This window comes from Paraburkholderia sp. GAS42, from assembly GCF_050436565.1.
Classification (GTDB): Bacteria; Pseudomonadota; Gammaproteobacteria; order Burkholderiales; family Burkholderiaceae; genus Paraburkholderia.
This window is the reverse complement of the sequence record NZ_JBNDML010000033.1, coordinates 17509-38140: the sequence shown is the minus strand read 5'-3', so window position 1 is coordinate 38140 and position 20632 is coordinate 17509. Positions and strand designations below refer to the sequence as shown.

The 20632-nt window shown below is 56.6% G+C and carries 19 protein-coding genes; 6 read left to right on the top strand and 13 right to left on the bottom strand.

Translation table 11 applies throughout. The features are described 5' to 3' along the window. Positions 1-285 precede the first annotated feature (285 nt). Positions 286-1116, bottom strand: coding sequence for a DNA adenine methylase (locus P3T16_RS32275; protein WP_429345318.1), 831 nt, complete (start codon positions 1114-1116; stop codon positions 286-288). Positions 1117-1450: 334 nt separating this feature from the next. Beyond that, the gene (locus P3T16_RS32270) at positions 1451-3031 is read right to left on the bottom strand and encodes a DHA2 family efflux MFS transporter permease subunit (RefSeq protein ID WP_429345317.1); all 1581 of its coding nucleotides are present in this window, start codon (positions 3029-3031) and stop codon (positions 1451-1453) included. A gap of 308 nt (positions 3032-3339) precedes the next feature. Between P3T16_RS32270 and P3T16_RS32265 the strand changes: the two genes are divergently transcribed. Beyond that, on the top strand, positions 3340-3648 hold the full coding sequence (locus tag P3T16_RS32265; protein ID WP_429345322.1) for a hypothetical protein: 309 nt from the start codon (positions 3340-3342) through the stop codon (positions 3646-3648). Between the two features lie 155 nt (positions 3649-3803). On the opposite strand, the gene P3T16_RS32260 is transcribed toward P3T16_RS32265, so the two are convergent. The 10 genes from P3T16_RS32260 to P3T16_RS32215 all read right to left on the bottom strand — a co-directional run bounded on the left by P3T16_RS32260 (position 3804) and on the right by P3T16_RS32215 (position 14741). Then, the gene (locus tag P3T16_RS32260) at positions 3804-4481 is read right to left on the bottom strand and encodes an HAD family hydrolase (protein ID WP_429345321.1); all 678 of its coding nucleotides are present in this window, start codon (positions 4479-4481) and stop codon (positions 3804-3806) included. Between the two features lie 687 nt (positions 4482-5168). Beyond that, entirely contained in the window at positions 5169-5930 is a 762-nt protein-coding gene (locus P3T16_RS32255; RefSeq protein ID WP_429345316.1) for a class II aldolase/adducin family protein, read from the bottom strand. Between the two features lie 93 nt (positions 5931-6023). Beyond that, positions 6024-6218, bottom strand: coding sequence for a hypothetical protein (locus P3T16_RS32250; RefSeq protein ID WP_429345315.1), 195 nt, complete (start codon positions 6216-6218; stop codon positions 6024-6026). Between the two features lie 2 nt (positions 6219-6220). After that, on the bottom strand, positions 6221-7918 hold the full coding sequence (locus P3T16_RS32245) for a hydantoinase B/oxoprolinase family protein (RefSeq protein WP_429345314.1): 1698 nt from the start codon (positions 7916-7918) through the stop codon (positions 6221-6223). An 11-nt stretch (positions 7919-7929) separates the two neighbouring features. Further along, the gene (locus P3T16_RS32240) at positions 7930-9960 is read right to left on the bottom strand and encodes a hydantoinase/oxoprolinase family protein (protein ID WP_429345313.1); all 2031 of its coding nucleotides are present in this window, start codon (positions 9958-9960) and stop codon (positions 7930-7932) included. Between the two features lie 36 nt (positions 9961-9996). After that, positions 9997-10698: a GntR family transcriptional regulator gene (locus P3T16_RS32235; RefSeq protein ID WP_429345312.1), complete on the bottom strand. Its 702-nt coding sequence runs from the start codon at positions 10696-10698 to the stop codon at positions 9997-9999. Then, complete coding sequence (locus tag P3T16_RS32230; RefSeq protein WP_429345311.1) at positions 10695-11789, bottom strand: branched-chain amino acid ABC transporter permease; 1095 nt, start codon at positions 11787-11789, stop codon at positions 10695-10697. Before P3T16_RS32230 ends, P3T16_RS32235 begins: the two co-directional genes overlap by 4 nt. Continuing rightward, positions 11789-12700: a branched-chain amino acid ABC transporter permease gene (locus P3T16_RS32225; protein WP_429345310.1), complete on the bottom strand. Its 912-nt coding sequence runs from the start codon at positions 12698-12700 to the stop codon at positions 11789-11791. Before P3T16_RS32225 ends, P3T16_RS32230 begins: the two co-directional genes overlap by 1 nt. Beyond that, positions 12700-13464 (bottom strand): ABC transporter ATP-binding protein, encoded by a 765-nt coding sequence (locus P3T16_RS32220; protein WP_429345309.1) that lies wholly within the window; start codon positions 13462-13464, stop codon positions 12700-12702. Before P3T16_RS32220 ends, P3T16_RS32225 begins: the two co-directional genes overlap by 1 nt. Positions 13465-13523: 59 nt before the next feature. Continuing rightward, the gene (locus P3T16_RS32215; protein ID WP_429345308.1) at positions 13524-14741 is read right to left on the bottom strand and encodes an ABC transporter substrate-binding protein; all 1218 of its coding nucleotides are present in this window, start codon (positions 14739-14741) and stop codon (positions 13524-13526) included. Positions 14742-14953: 212 nt separating this feature from the next. Between P3T16_RS32215 and P3T16_RS32210 the strand changes: the two genes are divergently transcribed. Then, positions 14954-15688, top strand: a complete 735-nt coding sequence (locus P3T16_RS32210; RefSeq protein ID WP_429345307.1) for an ABC transporter ATP-binding protein — start codon at positions 14954-14956, stop codon at positions 15686-15688. 91 nt (positions 15689-15779) lie between these two features. Beyond that, on the top strand, positions 15780-16388 hold the full coding sequence (locus P3T16_RS32205; RefSeq protein ID WP_429345306.1) for an HD domain-containing protein: 609 nt from the start codon (positions 15780-15782) through the stop codon (positions 16386-16388). A gap of 387 nt (positions 16389-16775) precedes the next feature. On the opposite strand, the gene P3T16_RS32200 is transcribed toward P3T16_RS32205, so the two are convergent. Continuing rightward, the gene (locus tag P3T16_RS32200) at positions 16776-17039 is read right to left on the bottom strand and encodes a hypothetical protein (RefSeq protein ID WP_429345305.1); all 264 of its coding nucleotides are present in this window, start codon (positions 17037-17039) and stop codon (positions 16776-16778) included. Between the two features lie 73 nt (positions 17040-17112). Here P3T16_RS32200 and P3T16_RS32195 point away from each other — a divergent pair, with 73 nt between their 5' ends. From P3T16_RS32195 to P3T16_RS32185, 3 genes are all read left to right on the top strand, one after another. Continuing rightward, positions 17113-17538: a nuclear transport factor 2 family protein gene (locus P3T16_RS32195; protein WP_429345304.1), complete on the top strand. Its 426-nt coding sequence runs from the start codon at positions 17113-17115 to the stop codon at positions 17536-17538. A gap of 903 nt (positions 17539-18441) precedes the next feature. Beyond that, positions 18442-18948 (top strand): IclR family transcriptional regulator domain-containing protein, encoded by a 507-nt coding sequence (locus P3T16_RS32190; protein ID WP_429345303.1) that lies wholly within the window; start codon positions 18442-18444, stop codon positions 18946-18948. A 718-nt stretch (positions 18949-19666) separates the two neighbouring features. Continuing rightward, complete coding sequence (locus P3T16_RS32185; RefSeq protein WP_429345302.1) at positions 19667-20332, top strand: Crp/Fnr family transcriptional regulator; 666 nt, start codon at positions 19667-19669, stop codon at positions 20330-20332. The last annotated feature ends 300 nt before the right edge of the window (positions 20333-20632 follow it).

Genomic DNA, 20632 nt, shown 5'->3' with positions numbered 1-20632 from the left:
TATCTCCAAAACGACGCCGGATAGATTTAGGCAAGCCAACCGCAAAGTCAAAAGTCAGCGTTGCAAAAACGGGGGTGACCATAGATTCCTGTTTGGTCATTTAACAATCTCGCTTCAAAGTAGAAAATGCGTGCCCTAACCAGCACGGCACGTCACTTTATCGCAGTTTCGCCGCTGGACACCATAGTGGCCGAGCGCTCAACGGTACGATCTGGCGGCCAGCAGATTAACTAGACCTCCTTTCCGCATAAGACGACCTGATTTTCAGATGAAATCTTTGCGCCTTCATTCTGGGGAAAAAACTGCAAGTAACTCACCCACTTCACCCCGCTTATCTACGGCCGCGCTCACTGAGCGGCGTGCCGTGAACGAAAATATCTTAGCGCCGGCGTACAGTTGGCGAGCTTTTTCACAATCGTGGTTCGACACCAAGACCGTGACTCCTCTTCCGACCAACCGTTTCGCCGTCGAAGCGAGCTCCTCCTGTCGCTGAATATCAAATCCACCTGGACCGTATCCTGTGAAGCTTCGGGCACCATCTCTGTCGAGATAGGGAGGGTCGCAATAGACGACGTCGTCAGGCGTCGCTGCATCCATGAGCTCGGAAAAATCGGCGCTGACAAATGTTGCGCGCTGGGCTTTTTCGGAAAAAGCGACTATTTCATCAAGGGGAAAGCGAGGCACGCGCTTTGGGTGTCCGTAAGGCGTGTTAAAACCACCCGCCTTGTTGTATCTACACAGTCCGTTGAAACCATGGCGGTTTAAATATAGAAATTGTGCCGCCCGCGTCAGCGCTTCTTGTTCACTGTTGAAGGCTGATCGCACGGAGAGGTACTGCTCCGCCGTACGATACTGCTCGTTAAAATACATTTCAGCTACTCTGACGAATTCGTCTCGATTTTGTGATACGGCCTGATAGAGTTCAACGAGATGGGCGTTGGCATCTCCGAGTAGATACTCCTCGTACCTGGTCGCAAGGAAGATTGAGCCGCCGCCAACAAACGGTTCAATGAGTCGTCGTCCGGGAGGAAGCCGAGGAACGATTTGCTGAAGGATTCGGGACTTGCCACCAATCCATTTGATGAAAGGCCTGGCTGGCGACGCTTCGGGTAACACTGAATGATTTCGCATTCAGTGTTAAGCAACAGCGTTTTAGCCTCTTTGCCTCCAATAGCAGCCGCAACGTCGACGCTCGCGACCGTATTGCGAGCCTTCGCGGGTCTCCTACGCTGAGCACAGATGACACCATGTCAAGCCGCATGGCCACCCGTAACTCCACGAGAGGCGCCGAGAGAACCACGAGCGCTATCCCAGAGCCGCCTGGCCCTTCTTCTACCCAGTTGCCAATCCATGAGCACGGCGGTCTCTCCTGGCTACGGCCGGCGCAGTTAGCGAGGATGACTAGGTCCTAATATCAAGTCCTGCGGTGGATTTTCGGCTCACGGTCACCTTAATGAGCTGCAGACGCTTCTGTCGAGTCTGCGCCCTTTGTCGGACGCGTGATCCAGATGAGCGGGATGATCAGAATGAAGATGAACGTAGACGCATAGAAGAAGTCGTCGAGACCCATGACCGCAGCCTGACTCGCGACCATCGATTCAAACGCCGCGTAAGCGGAGCCCACGTCCAGATGGAATTGCGATTGCAAGGCGGCGATGCTCTGGTTGAAAACCGGATTGTCGATGCTCGCCTGCTCGGTGAGTCGCACGTGATGCACAACCGTTCGATGATTCCATACGGTGCCCGCGATGGATGTGCCAACGGCGCCGCAGAAAATACGCGCGAAATTGGACAACCCTGCCGCTGCAGGGATGCGCTCAGGCGGCAATCCGGAAAGAATGATCGATACAAGCGGAACGAACCAAAGCACAGTTGGAATGCCTTGCAGCAAGGTCGGTATAACCAGGTGCCACGCATCCACCGTACTCAGATACTGCGTGCGCATGAAGAACACACCGGACAGACCCACGAACGCAACCGACACCAGGACTCTGGCATCAAACCAATGAAGCAGGCGCCCGATAAAAGGAGAAAGTAGAACTGTGAAAATGCCAACGGGCGCTGTGACAAGGCCAGCATCGTAAGCCCGATAGCCGAGATACTCCTGCATCCATTGCGGCAGCAAAACGAGATTGCCGAAGTAAATCGCATAGGAAACGGAAATCGCTATCGTGCCGCTGCTGAAATTGCGCAATGCGAAGAGCCTGAGGTCGACGACCGGATGCGCCTCCGTCAGCTCCCACACAAGAAAGAACGCGAAGCTGACGAGAGCAGTCAGAGCTAGCGCAACAATGAAAGACGACGAGAACCAGTCAAGGTCCCTCCCCTTGTCAAGCATCACCTGAAGCGAACCGACCCACGTCACAAGGAGCGCGAGCCCGACCGCGTCAATCGGCAGCTTCTTCGTCGGCGTTTCGCGCTTTCGGTAAATGAACCAGGTGGCGCTGGCCGCGATAAATCCCACTGGGATGTTGACGTAAAAAATCCACGACCAGCTGTAGTTGTCAGTGATCCAGCCGCCGAGCACCGGCCCCGCGATCGGTCCAACTGTGGCGGTCATTGCCCAGAGCGCTAGCGCCATATTGGCCCGAGCCTTCGGATAGGAGCTGAGCAGCACGGCTTGGGACAAAGGAATGAGCGGGCCAGCTACCAATCCTTGCAAAACCCGCGCGCCCAGCAGGAATGGCAGGTCGGGTGCGATGCCGCAGAGCCACGAAGCGAAAACAAACATCAGAATCGCCCCGACGAAAAGCCGGATCTGACCGATCTGCTGCGTGAGCCACCCCGTTAGAGGAATGGACACGGCATTTGCGGCGGCAAAGATCGTGATGACCCACGTACCTTCATCGACCGACACGCCGAGATTGCCCGAGATTGTCGGCACCGCGACGTTCGCGATCGACGTGTCCAGAACGGTCATAAAAGTGGCAAGCGCAACCACAATCGTGGCGATTACGAGCTGACCACCCTGCAGCGGCGGATGCTGGACGGGCACGGCAGGAGCGGCGGGAGACGTTGATTCCTGCGTCATAGACTGCGTTCTTGGAGGCTGGTTACTGTGAACTGAGGAGCCCTGCCGGAGCGGGACGCACCGTGAAAGCAGCTACACCTGCTCTACAGCATCCGTTGATTGCCGACGGGCGAAGCTTGTGAGGTCAACGATGGCCAGTAAAGTATTAAATGCTTAAACCATAATGTGCCCGAAAAGCATTTCCTTCGCCAGCGATTCCGACGGTATCGTGCCCCACGTTGCAATCTGGTTCGGAACAAACTCGACACTCGTTGTGGGGCGTGATTCGCGTTACCGCGTCCGACACAAGACAGGATGTCGGACAGAAGATGCTCTTCTACTCGCTCGACCGTGACGATCACGTCCGCGCTCGCCCCCTTAAGAGATATCGATCACTTTTTGACCTGCGGGTTTTGCGTCAGAATCAAGCGCCGTTCTACAGCCCGATTGACATCCATCAGGAGATCCAGAACCCGGAAAGCGCATTTGCGAGGCGCATCGCGGTAACTCGAGAATACAAACAGTTCTGCCGGCAACGAAAGAAGAGAGAAATGCTCTTCGCTCATCTCAAACGTAACCATCGGATCTTGACCTTATGGATATGGACGACGCCACACTTTGCCGGGACACAAATGTGACAGTGTCCACAAGGATCATGTCAACCTGGTCCAAGCAAATCGAATGGTTATCTTTTAGCATTGCGCCTCACAACGGCACCTGATAGCGCGCGCAGCAGAATGAAAATTCGTCTTCGGTACGAAAAGTGACCAACACTTTCCTCTACAACGAACTTTCACACAAACTTTGCATCGGGTGCTGAGAACCAGTCTGCGACGTGTGCAATCGCCTCGTCGAGTTTCTCTAATACGCAAAAGCTCATTTCAACGACCTCAGTAGCCGGTAGTTTCAGATCGGGAACAATAACTACCGCCATGCCGGCTTGAGCGGCCTCGCGAGCGCCGTTATCGCTATCCTCGAAGACTAGACAGGCGCCCACCGGCGCACCCAGTCGGTGGGCTGCAAGTCTGTAGACCGCCGGATCAGGCTTTCCCCGAACGACTTCATCACCGCCGGCGATCGCCTTAAAAAATTCAAGCACGCTAACGCGCTCAAGGCGCGATTTAATCTCATCCACTGAGGAAGAAGACGCGACAGCGCATGGAATGCCTGCTTGCGACAACTCAGTCAGCAGTGCTCGTGCTCCAGACTTCAACGGAAATATCGGATGCGCGGACGGCTTGCTCAGCTGTTGCCGAACTCGGGTCTTCATCTCGCGAAGTGTAGCGGCCCCGCCGAGCATCTCAGTCAGAATCAGCTCGCACTCCAAAGGCGACATTCCGATAATCGGCAGATAGTCGCTAGCCGACAATGCGATTCCAAGATCCGCCCCCACCGCGATCCACGCGTCCATGATCGCACGCTCTGAATCGACCAACAGGCCATCCATGTCGAAGATTGCAGCGGAGAACATCTGGCGCATACTCGTACTCCCGTCGAAAGACCGCACTTTAACAAATGCAGAGTCGCGAAAGTGCGACGGAAGAACCTTTGTAGGCGATTTCGGTCGAGAATCTATCCACTGAAAGGCCTCGCCAAACCGAGACACCGCCGCCCCTGGATCCGCAGCGCGACCGACTCGTCTGTCTCGCCCTCGGGCTTTGCTCCATCATCCAGAGCAATTCAGCGCTCATGCGCTCATCGGTAAGCTTTCAACCGGCACCTCGGCGGCAATGCGAATCCGCCAGAATAGATGTCGCGTCGCGCGCGGGCGATAAGATGGCGAGTAGGTTACCGGAGTCAGCACTCTTTGTGAAATGAAGACTCGATGCGCTCAATAAAACCGCCGTCAACCGTCTGGCCTCTCCCTCGCCTTCTGGTTTCGTTCAGCACCTTCCGCGCGCTCAGATGGCAGCCGCTGGACGTCGGTTATAAGCGATCCCGATTTATCTAGAGATAGAACGAAAAAGACGAAGCCGGGTATGTACGATAGGTCTTTAACTACTATTGAGGAATGACTCACCTTGGAAACTGCTTACGATTCGGCATCTAGCAAACATCTACCGGTTGCACACTATTGCGATGCTAACGGCTCAAAGTTAGACAAATATGGCGAACTTCGTGGAAAACCAGCCTTCCTGCCGAGCATAGGTGCGCAAACCTATTCGCAATAGACGTCTCTCTGGTCGGCAATCAGTCCGAGCGCCGCCGACCACGCGAGCACATCAAGTTTCTCATCGATCTCGGTCTCAGACTGACGAGCCGCCAACTCGCAAACTTCTGGTGACGGAAATCGCAACCGTCTTCCGCCCGCGAGTGCCTGGACTTGTGCCTGGCACGCGCGCTCCAAAAAGTAAATCTGGTTGAACGCTTCAGGAATGGTACGACCCACTGCGAGCAAGCCGTGATTTCGAAGAATCATCACCATATGCCGGCCAAGGTCGCGCGTCAAACGCGCACGCTCTGACACATCGAGCGCGATTCCTTCGTAATCGTGATACCCGACCCGATTGTAAAACTTCAACGCATGCTGGCTCATTGGCAGCAGCCCTTCCTCTTGAGCCGAGACGGCAATACCAGCAGACGTATGAGTGTGAACCACACACGCGACGTCTTCTCGTGCGGCGTGAATCGCAGCATGGATGTTGAAGCCTGCCTTGTTGATTACGCCGACGACTCCCTGCTGATCGACAATTCCGCCGTCAATATCGACCTTGATCAGATCAGATGCGCGCATGTGGTCGAATAACACGCCGTAGCGATTGATCAGAAAACGCCCCTCTTCACCCGGTACGCGCGCCGAGATGTGCGTATCAATGAGATCAGTCATCCGGAAATGAGCAAGCAGCCGGTAGAGCGCTGCAAGATCGCACCGGGCACTCCATTCATCGACGCTCATATCGTTATTTGGGGTGGCGTTCATTGCGTACAGTCCTCATCCATCACGTCGTCCTCATGCCGCTTACCGGGATGTCCCGCAGACCTCATCGCGTACGCGACACCCCGATCTCCGCTCTCACTGCTCAGCAGCTTCCCGGCGGCGCTGAGTACGCGCCTCCGCCCAATCGACACACCACTGAGAACACATAATCCGTCCATCCTGTTCGACCGTCTGCGCCATTTGTTCGCGGTCGTTCGTGTAAATCAATGTGCCGCAGTTGGCGCACTTCACATACTTCTCGATGTACAACCCGTTCTGGGAGAATTTCATGATCAGCGTTCCTCGTGACCGTAGTATTTTTGCGCCGCAGCGGCGGAGACATATCCGTTCCGTACGTCATCGGTGATAGCTTCCGGCGAACGGTTAGCCGGATCGCCGTACCCGCCACCACCCGGCATTACGAGTGTGACGCGGTCTCCCTCGCGGATTGCGACATTCGAATACCGGCTCGACGACGCCTTGCCATACGCTTCTTTCATAGTCTGCCAGCCGGACGTACCTGCCTTCTGAACGAGCGTCGCACCCAGACCGCCTTCAAGGCCTCCATTCAATCCCCACGGCGCGAATTCGTGACGGTCCGTCATCTGCGAGACGGTGATCGTTTCATTCAGGCAGAGCATCTGTTTCGAGTACCCGAGGCCACCGCGATACTCGCCCGCACCACCCGAGTCCTGATTGAACGCGAGCTTCTCGATACGCCATGGAAAACGCGTTTCGTAGACTTCCACTGGCGTGATGCGGCAATTACCATTGATCGAATCGACCGCATCATTTCCGTCAGCGAATGCGCGGCCGCCCCAACCAACCGCCTCCAGGTCGTAGCAGGCAAAGTATTCACCGGTGTCAGCAGCCACGCCACCAAACACGAAATTACAGTGCGTCGCGCCTTCGGCAGCCATCACGCGGCCAGGCACCGCATCCGCCATGGCGCCTAGGATCGCGCCGACGATTCGCGGATGAGTTTCCGTATTGCCTCCTACTTCCGGCGCGGGAAAATCGACGTTCACGATCGTGCCCGGCGGTGCGACGATGCGAATCGGTCGGAAGCAGCCGCTATTGCGCGGAATCGACGGATCGGTCATGTGCAGGATCGCGTTGTAGGCCGCCGACGTTGACACGCCCAGCGTCGCGTTGATTGGACCTGAAGCCTGCTCGGACGACCCCGTGTAGTCAATCACAACTTCGCCACCCATCTTGTGCACTTCAACGGAGATTCTGTGCGTGCGTCCGGCGTCGATACCGTCACTCTCGATCAAATCCGTGAATGCGTAGATGCCATCCGGTATCGCCTCGAGTTCTGCATGCATGCGGCGCTCGGAGTAGAGCAGTAAATCGCGGACGTTCTCGCGCACTTTATCTTTGCCATACTTCGCAAAGACGGCTTTCATCTGCTTTTCGCCGAGGTCGACAGCAGCAATCAGCGCGCGCAGATCACCATAATTTGCGCGCGGCGTGCGCACGTTGGCGAGCAGCAGCTTCCAGATGTCACGGTTGTCTTTGCCTTTCGTCTTGATCTTCACGGGCGGAATACGCAGTCCTTCGTGAAATATTTCGGTGGCCTCGCCACAGAAGCCGCCTGGTGCGGAGCCGCCCACTTCTGCAAGGTGGCCGATCGCAACGGCCCAGCCCATCACTTCGCCGTCGACGAAAATCGGCTTGAAAAACGTGTGCTCGGGCGTGTGCAAACCACCGCGATACGGGTCGTTGTGCAGGATGATGTCGCCGTCAGCCAGTTCATCCATATCCACTTCCTTCAGGCACGACTTGATCAGCAGCGGCATGCCGCCGATCTGCGCGGGGCAATAATCGGCTACCGCAATCATGTCGCCGTCGAGGTCCGCCAGCCCGCAGGTGAAATCGAGTGCCTCGTTGAAGATCGTTGAATACGAAGTCTTCATCAGTGTGATGCCCATCTCGCGACAGATGGAAACCATCGTCGATTCGAGGATGTTCATGGTAATCATGTCCATCGTGTTTCTCCTCAGGCCGTAATGATCAGATTGCCGTACGGGTCGACCCGTAGCGTCTGGTTGGGTCGGAGAATCGTCACCGACGCGTTCTCTTCGATAATCGCCGGACCGGCAATCACCTGCCCTTGCCTGAACGTGTCGCGATCGTAAGTGGGCGTATCAATCCAGCCGTCCTCGTAACGCACGCGCCGGCTGCCGCTCGACGCCGGTGTGCCGCCACCGTCTGGCAGCGTTTTCAGCACCGGCTTGCCGGCGATTGCGACAGCCGTCACTTTGAGATTGACGAGTTCGATCGTCTCACCGGGAATCGCAAAGCCGAAGCGGGCCTCGTGTTGTTGATGGAAATTTGCCCACAGTTCGTCCGTCGACTGCGCATCGAACACATCGCCATTCACGACGACCTCAAGCTCGTGGTTCTGGCCGAGATAGCGCGCTTCAACCGAGCGATAAAGCTCGATGTTTTCTTCGTAACCCTGCTCCCTCAACTCGTTGAGCGCGTCTTCGGCAAGGTCTTTTGCCGCAGCAGAAACGCGCTCGAATTCGAAGTGCGACGACACTTGCTGGACCGTGCGATGCCGGTCCACGCGCGCGTCCGTCATGATGAAGCCGAAAGCGGAAAACTGGCCGGGATAGTTCGGCACCATGCCTTGCGGAATGCCGCTGATTTCCATCAGGTCGCAGATGTGCACGGGGCCTGCTCCACCCGAACCGACGAGCGTAAAGTCACGCGGATCGAGGCCGCGTTGCAGCAGCACGGTTCGCAGCGCGCCAAGCATATTGTTGTTAGCGATCTGAATCATTGCGTAAGCGGCAGCGTCGACTTCCAGCCCGATCTGGTCCGCAACCGCCTTCACTGCGCGATGCGCTGCGTCGGCGTCCAGCTTCATCTTGCCGCCAAGGAAATAGTCGGGATTGATGCGGCCAAGCACGACATTCGCGTCCGTCACTGTCGCATTTTCGCCTCCGCGACCGTAAGCAGCCGGCCCGGGATCTGCGCCCGCCGATTGCGGGCCCATGCGCAACATGCCACCCTTGTCTATCCATGCAATCGAACCGCCGCCCGCACCGATTGTATGAATGTCGATCATCGGAATCTGGATGGGCAGTCCCCATTCGATCTCGAAGCTAGTGGTGACGTGCTCCATGCCGTCGACGACCGTCGTGCAATCAGTCGAAGTGCCCCCCATATCGAACGTCACCAGGTTCTTGATGCCTGTCAGTTGCGCAACCGCGCGCGTCGCGACCACCGCGCCAGTGGGCCCGGATAGCGTCATCTGAACGGGGGATTCAGCCGCCCTGCGCAACGTTGACTCACCACCGTTCGACTTGATCACGCCAACCTTGTCGCCAAGACCGATTTCTTCAAGATGCCGGTGCATCCGGTTAAAGTTGCGTGACACGATGGGCTTAAGATAGGCGTCCGCGATCGTCGTCGAGGCTCGCTCATATTCCTTCCACTTCGGCAGCACGTCATACGAGACCGATATCGGCATATCAGGCAATTCCTGTCGCAGAATCTCTCCGATGCGACGCTCGTGACGCGGATCGATATACGAAAACAGCGTGCAGATCGCAACCGCTTCAATCGTACTATCAGCCTTGATTCGCCTTGCCAGTTCGAGAACAGCGGCCTCGTCGAGTTCGTGTACGACCTCGCCCTTCGCAGAAAGCCGTTCGGGGACTTCAAAACATTCGCTACGATTTACCAGCGGTTTCGTCTTGATCCATGTGATGTCGTAGTGGCTACGCCGGTCGCCGCGCTGAATGAAGGGCACATCGCGGAAACCCTCGGTAGTGACGTACGCGATCTTCGCGCCGCGCCGTGTCAGAAGCGCATTGGTGGCGATTGTGGTGCCGAGCCGAATCTTACCCACGCCGGCCAGGTTGTCGTGCTGTGAGAGGCCTTGCAGTACGCCTTCGATAGGCTCTTTCGGCGTCGTCAGGTTTTTCCAGTTACGGATGGTGCCTGATGCCGAGTCATACGCGACAAAGTCGGTAAACGTGCCACCGATGTCGATACCAATGATGTCGATGCCCTGCATTTGGTCGCTCTCCTAGATACACGCCGCGATGTGCGGCTAGTTGTCGGGGTAGGCAGCGGAAATTCGCTGCCATGAGTCCTGGATGTGCTCTTCCAAAGCCCTTACTGCCTTCTTGATGTCGCGCGTCGCGATGGCCTCGACAATCGGCCAGTGATCGACAGCCGCCGCTTCAAGGCTTTCAAATCGGTGTTCCACCAGCGTGATCGACATCTGCACTTCCGCACGAATATTCATGAAAGCGCGCAGTGTCTGGCTATTGCCCGATAGCTCGCAGACTCGTTGATGGAATGCGATGTCGGCCTCTACGAGATCCATTTCATGCCCGGCGTTGGCCGCGTCAGCCATGCGCTGGACGATACTTCTCAAATCAGCGTGATCATCGTCGGTCATGCGCGGCAACGCCTGACGGATCGCAAATCCTTCGACGACGGTGCGAAACGAGAAAATATCGGCCATGTCCCGCTTGGTAAACGAACGTACGAACGTTCCACGTCGTGGGGACGAAACCAGCAGTCCGCGCTCTTCCAGCTTTCGGATTGCTTCGCGAATCGGGTTGCGGCTGATGCCAAGCGTTCGGGCAAGCTCCGCTTCGTTGATCCGTTGGCCGCCTCGCAACCGTCCATTGACGAGTTGACGGAACAGGTGCGTCGCGACCTGCTCTGACAGCATGCGGTTATCAATGACCACGTCGTCCAGCAGATGCGGCTCACTGGTCGACTTCGGAATGGTGGTGTTCATGGTTGGGTCGTTCCTGACTTTCTTCGCAGTAGATTCCCTATCGAGAGCTCGCGGCCGCCCATCAGGCCGTCTCGTCGATAGATCAGAATCAGTAACATAGCACTAGCGAGCACCAGTTCCTGTACACCGCTCGGCAACGACAGTTGCATGCCCGCCACCGTCACACCGGACTCGAAGTGCCGGAACACCTCGGTGATCCCCTGCACGACGACCACGCCCACCACTGCGCCCGCCAGACTGCGCATTCCTCCAACGATCAACATGGCAAGCGTGATGAACGTCAGATCGAGAAAGAATGAATCGGTTGAAACGGTACCGACGAAATGAGCCTGCAGCACCCCCGCCATGCCCATCACGGCGCCGGAGATCGTGAAGGCGATCAGTCGTGACCAATAGAGTGAAATCCCTGCGGCGCGCGCTGCGACCTCGTCTTCGCGGCTTGCCCGCAATAGCAGGCCCCAGCGTGACTTCTGGTGAAGAAACGCGACCAGTAGCGCAAGCACTGCACCAAGTGCCGCAATGGGCGCCGTCACGAAAGCAGGCAAACCGACAATCGACGCGGTACCCATCGTGACGCTGTCCCAGTTCGAGTAGACCGTGTTGAAGATGAACAGTACGGCGAGCGTCGAAATGGAGGCGGCAAGGCCCGACAGGCGCATCAGCACCAGCCCGACTAGCAGTGCAACGCAGCACGCGAGCGCGATGGACGTCGCGCCGGATAGCCAGATCGGCAGGCTGCGTTCGAGCAGGAATGCGGGCAACCCTGGCATCACCATTGGCTTGAGCATTTCGCAACAGGTTTGCCATGCGGTCGCGTAAGCCGCAATGGCCATAAATGCGACGTGGCCGAACGAGATGATTCCCGAGTTGCCAATAAAGATGTACAGCCCGACGACCGTCACAATGCGGATAAGGGTTAACGTGATGATACTTTGCAATTCGGGGCTGCCGAACTGCGCTACGGCGAAAGCCACAATCAGCACAGGTAAAGCGATCCAGAGCACCGGCGACCACGCGGCGAGCGGCGAAGCAGTGATATACGTATCCGGTGCGCGGTATCCGTTGAATCCAGCATTTTCAGGCGTCGACATCACACACGCTCCCGGTTGGTGCTGTTGGCGATGAGTCCATTTGGCTTGACGAGCAACATCAGAATGACGAGACCGAACACGCCAGCGTCGCGAAACGGGCGAAGGTCAGAAGGAAGATAGGCCTGCAGAAACACGCCAAAACATCCGACAATGAACCCACCCAGCACTGCACCGGCGAGCGACCCCATCCCGCCAATCACCGTCGCAAAGAACGCGTAGATAACAGGCAAGGTGCCCATACGGATGTCGAGCGTGCCCGTCTGCATGACGAACAGCAATGAAACTGCGCCTGAGAGAATGCCGCTGATCGCAAACGCAATCGCGATCACACGATTCGCCGGTACGCCGACCAGGCGGGCCATCTGGAAGTTTTCCGCCGCCGCGCGCATCTGGATCCCCATTGACGTGCGCCGCAAGAACACCAGCAGTGAAACAAGCAGTACGACGCACACGCCCATCGTGAACAGCTGCGTGCCGGGTATGCGCAACGCGCCAATGCTCACGGCCTCATTCAGACCATGACTGATGTCGATTGACTTCGGCCGGCTCGTATACACGAGCATGACCAGATGCTGCAGAAAATAGCTGACCGCGAACGACGACACGAGCAGCGTCGCCGGATTCGTCTGTCGAAGCGGCCTGAACGCGATGCGCTCGGTAATCAGCGCGATTAGCACGACGAACACGATGATCGCGCCGAGCATCAGCGGGATCGGCAATGCGCCGAACATCAGTGCAGGCGTGGCACCCGCCGTCGGCACGATCAGCGAATAGGCACCGATCGTAATGTAGTCTCCTTGCGCGAAGTTGATCAGTCGCATGATGCTGAAAACGAAGCCGATAGCCAGCGCAACGAGTGCGTAGAGACTGCCTAGCGCGGCGGCATCCACCATGGTTTGAGCGAAGTACATCAGACCACCTTCGGTTGAGATTGCCGCACGCTCGCCTTGTCGCCGAGATAAGCACGGCGCACGTCTGCGTTGCGCTGGATGTCGGCGGGACTTCCTTCGGCGATGCTCTTGCCGCCATCGAGTACGTGAATCCGCTGGCATGCACCCATGATGACTTCCATGTTGTGTTCGATCAGCAGCACGCCGCAGCCAAAGTCGCGCGGAATCGATGCGATCAGATGCATCAGCGCGTCGCATTCGGCGTCGTTCATGCCGGATGCGGGCTCGTCGAGCAACGCAAACGCCGGATCGAGCGCGAGTGCACGACCGATCCCGATGCGTCGCTCGTTGCCATACGACAGACTGTCACAGCGACGATCGATCATGTCCACGCAACCCATCCAGTCGAGAATGGCCGCCGCGCGCTTTCTCGCTTTGCTTGCGCTGAGCCCGGTTCCCATTGCTGCCACAGCAAGGTTTTCACTGACGCTCAGGTCCTTAAACAGGCGTCCGGCCTGGAAGGTTCGCCCGATGCCTGCGCGCGCGGCTCGATGCGGCCCCCTGGCGCCAACGGCGACGCCATCCAGCATCATGCCGCCTTGCGTTGGCTGCTGAAAACCGCTCAGCACGTTGACCATCGTGGTCTTCCCCGCGCCGTTGGGACCGATCAACCCAAAGACCTCGCCCTGCGTGAGCGCTAGGTTTACGTCGGTCAACGCCGCGATACCGCCGAAGGACACATGGACACCTTCTGCCACGAGGCGCGATACCTTATCTGCTGTCATGTCGTCTTCGTTCCCGGAAAGAGGCGTCCCTGAGGGTGAATTCGCTTTAAGGTGCGCGCTTAGCTGCCTACGCGAAAGAGCAGTTTCGTATCCGGCGTGAGCTGGTTTTTGTACAACTCGACTGCATGGAACGAACCATTCGACACCTTCATAATCAGCCACGGGCGATTCACCTGAATATGCAGGTCATTGCGATACGACGTCGGTCCGACGAGGAACGGCTGGTTGTCGAAGCTGTTCATGACAGTGAGCACCTTGTCCGAATCTGTTGCATTCGCCTTCGTCACTGCATAAGCCCATTGCTCGATGAGGCTATAGCCAAGCACCGAGTACGACGAAACCGGTGGTTGTCCCCACCGCGTCTTGAAGTTGTCGACAAACGTGCGCATTGCGGGACGCGGGTCGTCGCCGTACAGCGACATGAATGCCGGTACGTAAAAGTCCTTCAGATTGGGGACCGCGTTGAGCCAGTAGTTGTCGATCATCGCCGTCGTACCGAGGATCGGCACATTGATTCCTGCGGCACGTAATTGGCGGATCGCCGACGCGCCCCCCGGCGTATAGCTGCATACAAATATCGAATCCGGTTTTTTCGACAATGAATTCAGGCGCGTGATCTGTGCGGCGATCGACGGGTCGTCGTTCTTGAATACATCGTTACCGAGCAGCGTGTCTTTGCCCTCACCCTTCACCCACGCTGCGCGAAAACCCGCGCAACCTGACTTCGTATATTCAATAGCCGTGTCCTCAAGAACGTAGGTACTCTTGAGACCCAGCTTCTTTTGCGCATACTCCGCGATTGCAATGCCTTCGGACTGGGCAGCGCTATTTGCCGTGAACGCGTATTCGCCGACGCCCTGCGCGCCCATTTTTGGATCGGCTGCGCACAGGCTCATCGAAATGATCTTGGCTTTTTGCGCGGCAAGCGCAGCCGGAGCGCCGAAGTCGTAATCGCACGATACGACCAGCAATTTGACACCTGCGCGAACGAGTTCTGCGCCTGCGCTCGCCGAGCGCTCGCGATCCGTCTTCGTATCGATGACACGATAGGTCACCGGACGTCCCAGCAAGCCGCCCGCCTTGTTGATCTCGTCGATCTTCAGCACCGCAGCCTTGAACGGCGCCGCATCGTAGTTCTGCAACCACCCGGACTCGGCAATCGCAAAGCCGATGGTGATGGGCTGCGCATCGGCGGCGTAGGCGACGGGAATGCCCGCCGTCATCGCCGCACCGAGCAATGTGATTACCGCAATAGCCTTACTGAAGAGCTTGCGCATTTCATTCCTCTACGAGTTGACGGCCGGCCGACGCATCAGGTGTTTTTCATCCTTCTGCACTCCGACCACTGTGGACTGTGGACAGTTGCTATAATTAGAGGCACAATAATTCGTGTCAAGCGCTTTTTGGGATGGGTCGGGTCAACCCTAGGCGGAGCGAAGCGAATCCTCGCGCAAATACCGCTGACTCAAATTTCGGATCGGAGGGACTGATGATTGACATCAAGGATTTGCACGCGTCTTATGGGCAACTGTCAGCGCTTAAGGGCATCGACCTCAGAGTGCGAGCAGGCGAAATCACGTTTGTCGTCGGCCCAAACGGCGCCGGCAAGTCGACTTTGCTTAAATGCATTGCCGGCCTGCTGAAGCCGCGCACGGGAAGCATCGACTTCGACGGCAAGAGCATTCTTGGCGAGCAACCAGAGCGTCTGTGCCTCAATGGGCTTGCGCTCGTGCCGGAAGGACGGCACATCTTCGCGACGCTGACGGTGGAAGAAAATCTGCGTCTAGCCGCGATGCACCGAAAAGACAGCGCAGAAGTTCACGATGACCTTCAAAAAGCGCTTGAGACCTTTCCGATTCTCGAAAAGCGCTTCAAGGGCGCGGCGGGTTATCTGTCCGGTGGAGAGCAGCAGCAACTCGCCATTGCCCGGGCGATTCTGCTCAAACCCAAACTGATGATGATTGATGAGCCATCGCTTGGCCTCGCGCCGCTCGTTGTCGACCAGGTCTACGACAGCCTCAAAAAGCTTAACGATACGGGACTCACACTCCTGGTTGTCGAGCAATCCACGGCACGAGTGCTTGATTTGGCTGATCGCGTGGCCGTCTTGCGTAATGGCAAAGTCGTTCTGAATCAATTGGGCGCCGAACTCGGCGACGGCGAAGCGCTCGAAACCGCCTACTTCGGATACAAAACCGATCACTCTGCATCTGCAGCAGATTGAAAATCAACAGCGTGCTGTTGCGTCGACTGCATCAGCGACAGTCAGCCCAGGCAAATCAAATTCTCTTTATTCGCACAGACAATCACGACAGATGCTCAACGACAAACCTAACGGAGAGCGCGCGACTTTCTCCGATATTTCGCTCGGCACCCAACGCGACTGGGACGTCATCAGCCGCGAGGCGCAGCCCTATGACACATCTGTGGGCGAACGCGTGCTCGCGCACCTGAAACTGCTCGAAGGAGAGTACGGTGGTTTTCCAGTCGACAGGCTCGACCATAGTCTGCAATGCGCGACGCTGGCTTACCGCGACGGGCGAGACACTGAATACGTGGTCTGCGCGCTACTACACGACATTGGAGACACACTAGCCAGCTACAACCACTATGACATCGCGGCTGCCATCCTGAAGCCTTTTGTTTCTGCGGAAAATCTTTGGATGGTCCAGCACCACGGAATATTCCAGGGATATTATTTTTTCCATTATCTCGGGCTTGATCGGCACATGCGGGAGCGGTTTCGAGATCAGCCGGATCTGTACGCGCGTACGGTCGAATTTTGCGAGAAATACGACGGACCAGCGTTCGTGAAGAATGCTGACGCATTGCCGTTGTCCTTCTTTGAGCCGATGGTGCGGGAGATTTTTGCTCGGACACCAGATTCGATTTACACCGGTCAAAAGAAAGAAACGCGAGATTAAAAGATTTATCCCGGCATAGCCTGAAAACCTCGGTCTTCAGACCGGAGATGAAGGGCTCATGTCGACAGCGCAGCGGGAATATTCTGATTTTTTAAGGAGATTGAGCGTGTGCCTATACGGACAAACAACCGTATCGACACATGGCTCTCTCGTCAGGCGCACATCGCTCGTCCGGCTGGCCCCCGTTCAAGGCAAGCGTCATCCGCTTTCGCAACGGACAAATGGTGTTCGCGAGTATCGGTCTCTCGTTGTGGGACAGCTAAGCACACGCATCCTCAGAAGTGCCTTGCCTTGCCTTGTCTCGTAACACATCCTCCTGAATCGAGCTTCGCGACCGCCTGAAGCCTTGCCCCACAGCGGAATCCGCCAGAGTCAAGACACGATAAGTCAGAAACCGTGGCAGCCAGATTTTTCAGTTATTTTCTTCTCCGGAAAAGAGAACTTTTGATGGATTATGATTACAATCGTCAAATCAATATTTTCCATCTGGTGATACTGTGAGGAATTAGCGTCACCGCCCAGGCCCGGAAGACTCATCGAAAAAATGAAAGCGCCGAAGCCGCCCCGCTCTTGGCCTGCGACCTGCCAACTCGTTTCATGGAGTCTCGCTGCCAGATCGTGGCGCCCATAAATCATTCGATATCTGTTCATTGTTGGTGACGTCAAGCGTAAGGTGGTAATACGCTCGTTCGCAGCGAACCGAATTTCAAAGGGACCTCTCGAAATGAAAAAGTTTCTTCTGATCGTCGCGGGTAGCCTTATCTTCCTAGACGCTTCCGCAAACACCTCCGATGAATATGCCGTCAACGATGCAATGAACCGTTTGAGTGCTGCGATGATCGCCGGCGACCCGCAAAAGATGCGAGACCTGACATCTGAGGCGCTGTCTTATGGCCATTCCAATGGCCGGGTGCAGGACCGGGCAGCGTTTATCGACACTATTGCGAGTGGACAGACTCGTTACCGACGAATCGATCTTACGCACACGACGACGATGGTCACTGGCGATAACGCTGTCGTACGTGATCACTTCTCCGGTACAACAGAGTCGGATGGCAAGTTTTCGGAAGTCGATTTTGACGTGCTGCTAGTCTGGCAAAAGCGCAATGGCGTGTGGAAGCTACTGGCTCGGCAAGGCTACAAGGACTGAGCAAGTAGGTCTAGCGAATCGGTGCACCCCACGATATACCGGGCTTCGTCTCGTCGAACGGAGCTAACCGGTTCGGACGCATGTGACGAACCGGATTACGCAATCGAGATACAAAGGATAGATTGAGTTGAGGGGACGCCTGCCAGCACACGCGGCGCCAACGGCTCACTTCGTAGTCAGGTTGTAACTGGTACCGCGAAGGCGGTGCCGAGTTTTCTCGGATTTGCTGGAGATGAGAGTTCGGGTGAAGTCGAATGGGCAGATTTCGCTATCGTTGCGCTGTGATGGTTACCACGCGCTCGGTCTATTTCGCCGGGCTGCGAAACTGCAGAGCGCCAGTGCAGACGCCGCAGATGCCGTGTTGCCGACGCACCTCAACAATCTTGAAATCACTCCGGAAGCTTGCAGGACGGGAGATTGGGCATTCGGTAATGTTTTCCGATACAGCGCTGTCGCACGCCCACTGGCCTCGTTGAAAAGGGCTGAGAGGTGCCGTAGGCACAAGCCGTAGCGGGCAACCGCAAGCGTATCCCGGTTATATTGCTTTCGGCATTTGTGATTGCTGCCGCAATGTTCAGGAAAATGCTGTGGCAGCACGCGAGACAGCCTGCCCCCACTGCGCTGTGGCTCCGTTAGCCTTCTCGCAATCCATGGCGATTCTATCGAGTGTTTTGCGAACGTAGCTGCTGTCTGACGACGACCGCTGTGGCTGACGACACATCGCCGCACGATCCGGACCTCCTTACTGACGGGGCGAGGCACTTGCCTTTCGTTGCGCTCGCGGCTCTCGCTGCGAGAATGTGCCTGATCGAGGCTCATCTGGAGGATCCGGGGCAATAGTGGGATCCTGCAATTCCTGCCACATGGACTTGATATCAGTCCAAGCGACGTCTTCGTTCGTGGATGAATCAACGCCGTATAAAAATTCGAGATTTTCGCTGGTCATTATTTCCTCTGATGAATAACGTTCGTGACACCGCATCCGGCCAGGTGCTGATGGCGTTTCAGGAGGATAACGAACGCGATCAGATGCTGGCACTTCATGTGCCTGTCGACGGAGAGCGAATGGTCAACCCGGAGACCTTACAGCGCGACATGGCTCAGATTCGCCAGCATGGCTTTGCGCGCATGCCCAGCCGACAGGTGAAGGGCGTACGTAATCTGGCATATCCTGTTTTTGGGCGTAGCGGGCATGCGATAGTCTCGCTCACAACCCCGTATATCGAGAGAATCGACGACGCGCCGGTGCCGTCGATTGCGGACGTCGGGGTACGCATGAAGGCAGCAGCCGACACGCTGACGAATTTGATGGGTCTCAACGTCTATTGGGATGCAACTCATATGATATTGGGGAGTGCGGGAAGCGATAGGAGACCTCCGTCCATAGGTGGCCAAACTCAGCCCGAATGACCGACCTAGTTCGACCTATTTTGTTGAAAAACTCGACGACCGATATTCTCGCGAGGTTTTCAGGGGTCGTTTTACCCTTGACCGATGCTCGCGAGCGGTTTGTAGGTCGATCTGAGAGGTCGATTTTTTTGCAAGCCGTTCTAAAACGGCGCGCTACGAGTTTTTCAACAAAATAGACCCGCTTGTGCCGCTCGACCAGAGGCATCGACCGTCGGGTAACCATTCAACATGAGACGTCTTCGCACGAAACACAATGTTCCGCCGCTGCGAGAACCCACGTGCTGCCAAATGTTGTGTCACCGACGAAGAGTGCATGCGTTCGTTTGCGCCTACTGGCGTTATGTCAGGGGCCAGGGGCATGCGCTTTGAATGTAGCAAATCGTCGCAGGAAAGCCGCTACACATAGTCCTGACAGCCCGGCTTGACTTGCAGATGATCGCGCCAGACGCGGTCGATCGCAGTGCCGTTCGCCCCGGCAAGCGCCGCCGCGCCACCAAGGAAAGCCAGCCGACATCGGCGTCCTGTCGATGCACGACACATGTACGCACAATTTCCGCATAAAGCCGAGGAGTCGCAGAGACTCGGCCTGCGCGAACGGCAGCATATATTACAAATACAATACAGTTGTTTCAAATTGGGTCAAAATGCAACAAATGTTAAATATCTGTAGAATTCGCGTCGCCATGTAAGGCGATGACGTAACGAAAATCGAGCGCAGATGGAAACACTTCTGAGAAAGCAGACCCTTTTTTCTACGGCTGATGACGACGTAGTAAAGAGAGCCGGCGAGATGGTCCGGATCGCCGAATTCGGGCCCGGCGACTACATCTGTTTTCAGGGTGACCCGCGATCCCCACTTGTGCTCGTTATATCGGGACAATTGCGAACTTCTACCCTCTCCGAGGACGGTCGCGAAATCCCGGTCCGTGTGATTAATCCTGGACAATCGGGCGGAGAAGAGCCGATCCTTCGCAACTCATCCATTCACGGGAACATCGCGGCCGTCAGGAAAAGTACTGTGGCGCTTTTCAGCCGAGCCCACGCCCGGCAGTTGTTCAATGAGCCCAATGTAGCGTGCGCGTTAAACAACTCTATGGCCATTCGGGTTATGGATCTTGTCGAACGTCACGCGGTGAAGGGACTATCGCGCGCGAACGCCCGAATCTCAGCGGTCATCGAGTCGGCGATCAACAATGCGGAAAAGGATGAATCGCCCCTGATCGAACTCCCAGACCAGGCGACTATCGCGGCAATGGCAAAAGTCAGTCGCGAAACCGTCTCGCGCGTGCTGAAATCCCTAACGTGCCGTGGCGTAATTGCAAAGGAAGGCCGACGGATTCGCGTTCGAGATCGCGCTGCGTTGCATACTCTGGCCACTGGATGACACTGGCCGAATTTCGCCAAGCGGCGTGTGAATGGTTAAGCTGCCGGGGCCGACCCGAACCGCTTATCTCGCCGTTAGCGTGAGCTGCGACGGCGGCAGATGCACATAGATCTTCCTTGAGTTGCAACCCGATCAGCGCCTCGCGTGCGGGCGAGATCGCGCTAGTCCAGAGGTCAACGTCGAGCGGGTCGGTTATGCGGGCACTGCGCCTGCAAAGCCTCCAATTCCTGCCGCGCGCGGTCTACAGCGTTTCATCCGTCGGGGCGTCCAAAGTTGAATGGCGCCTGTGGCCCGATGACC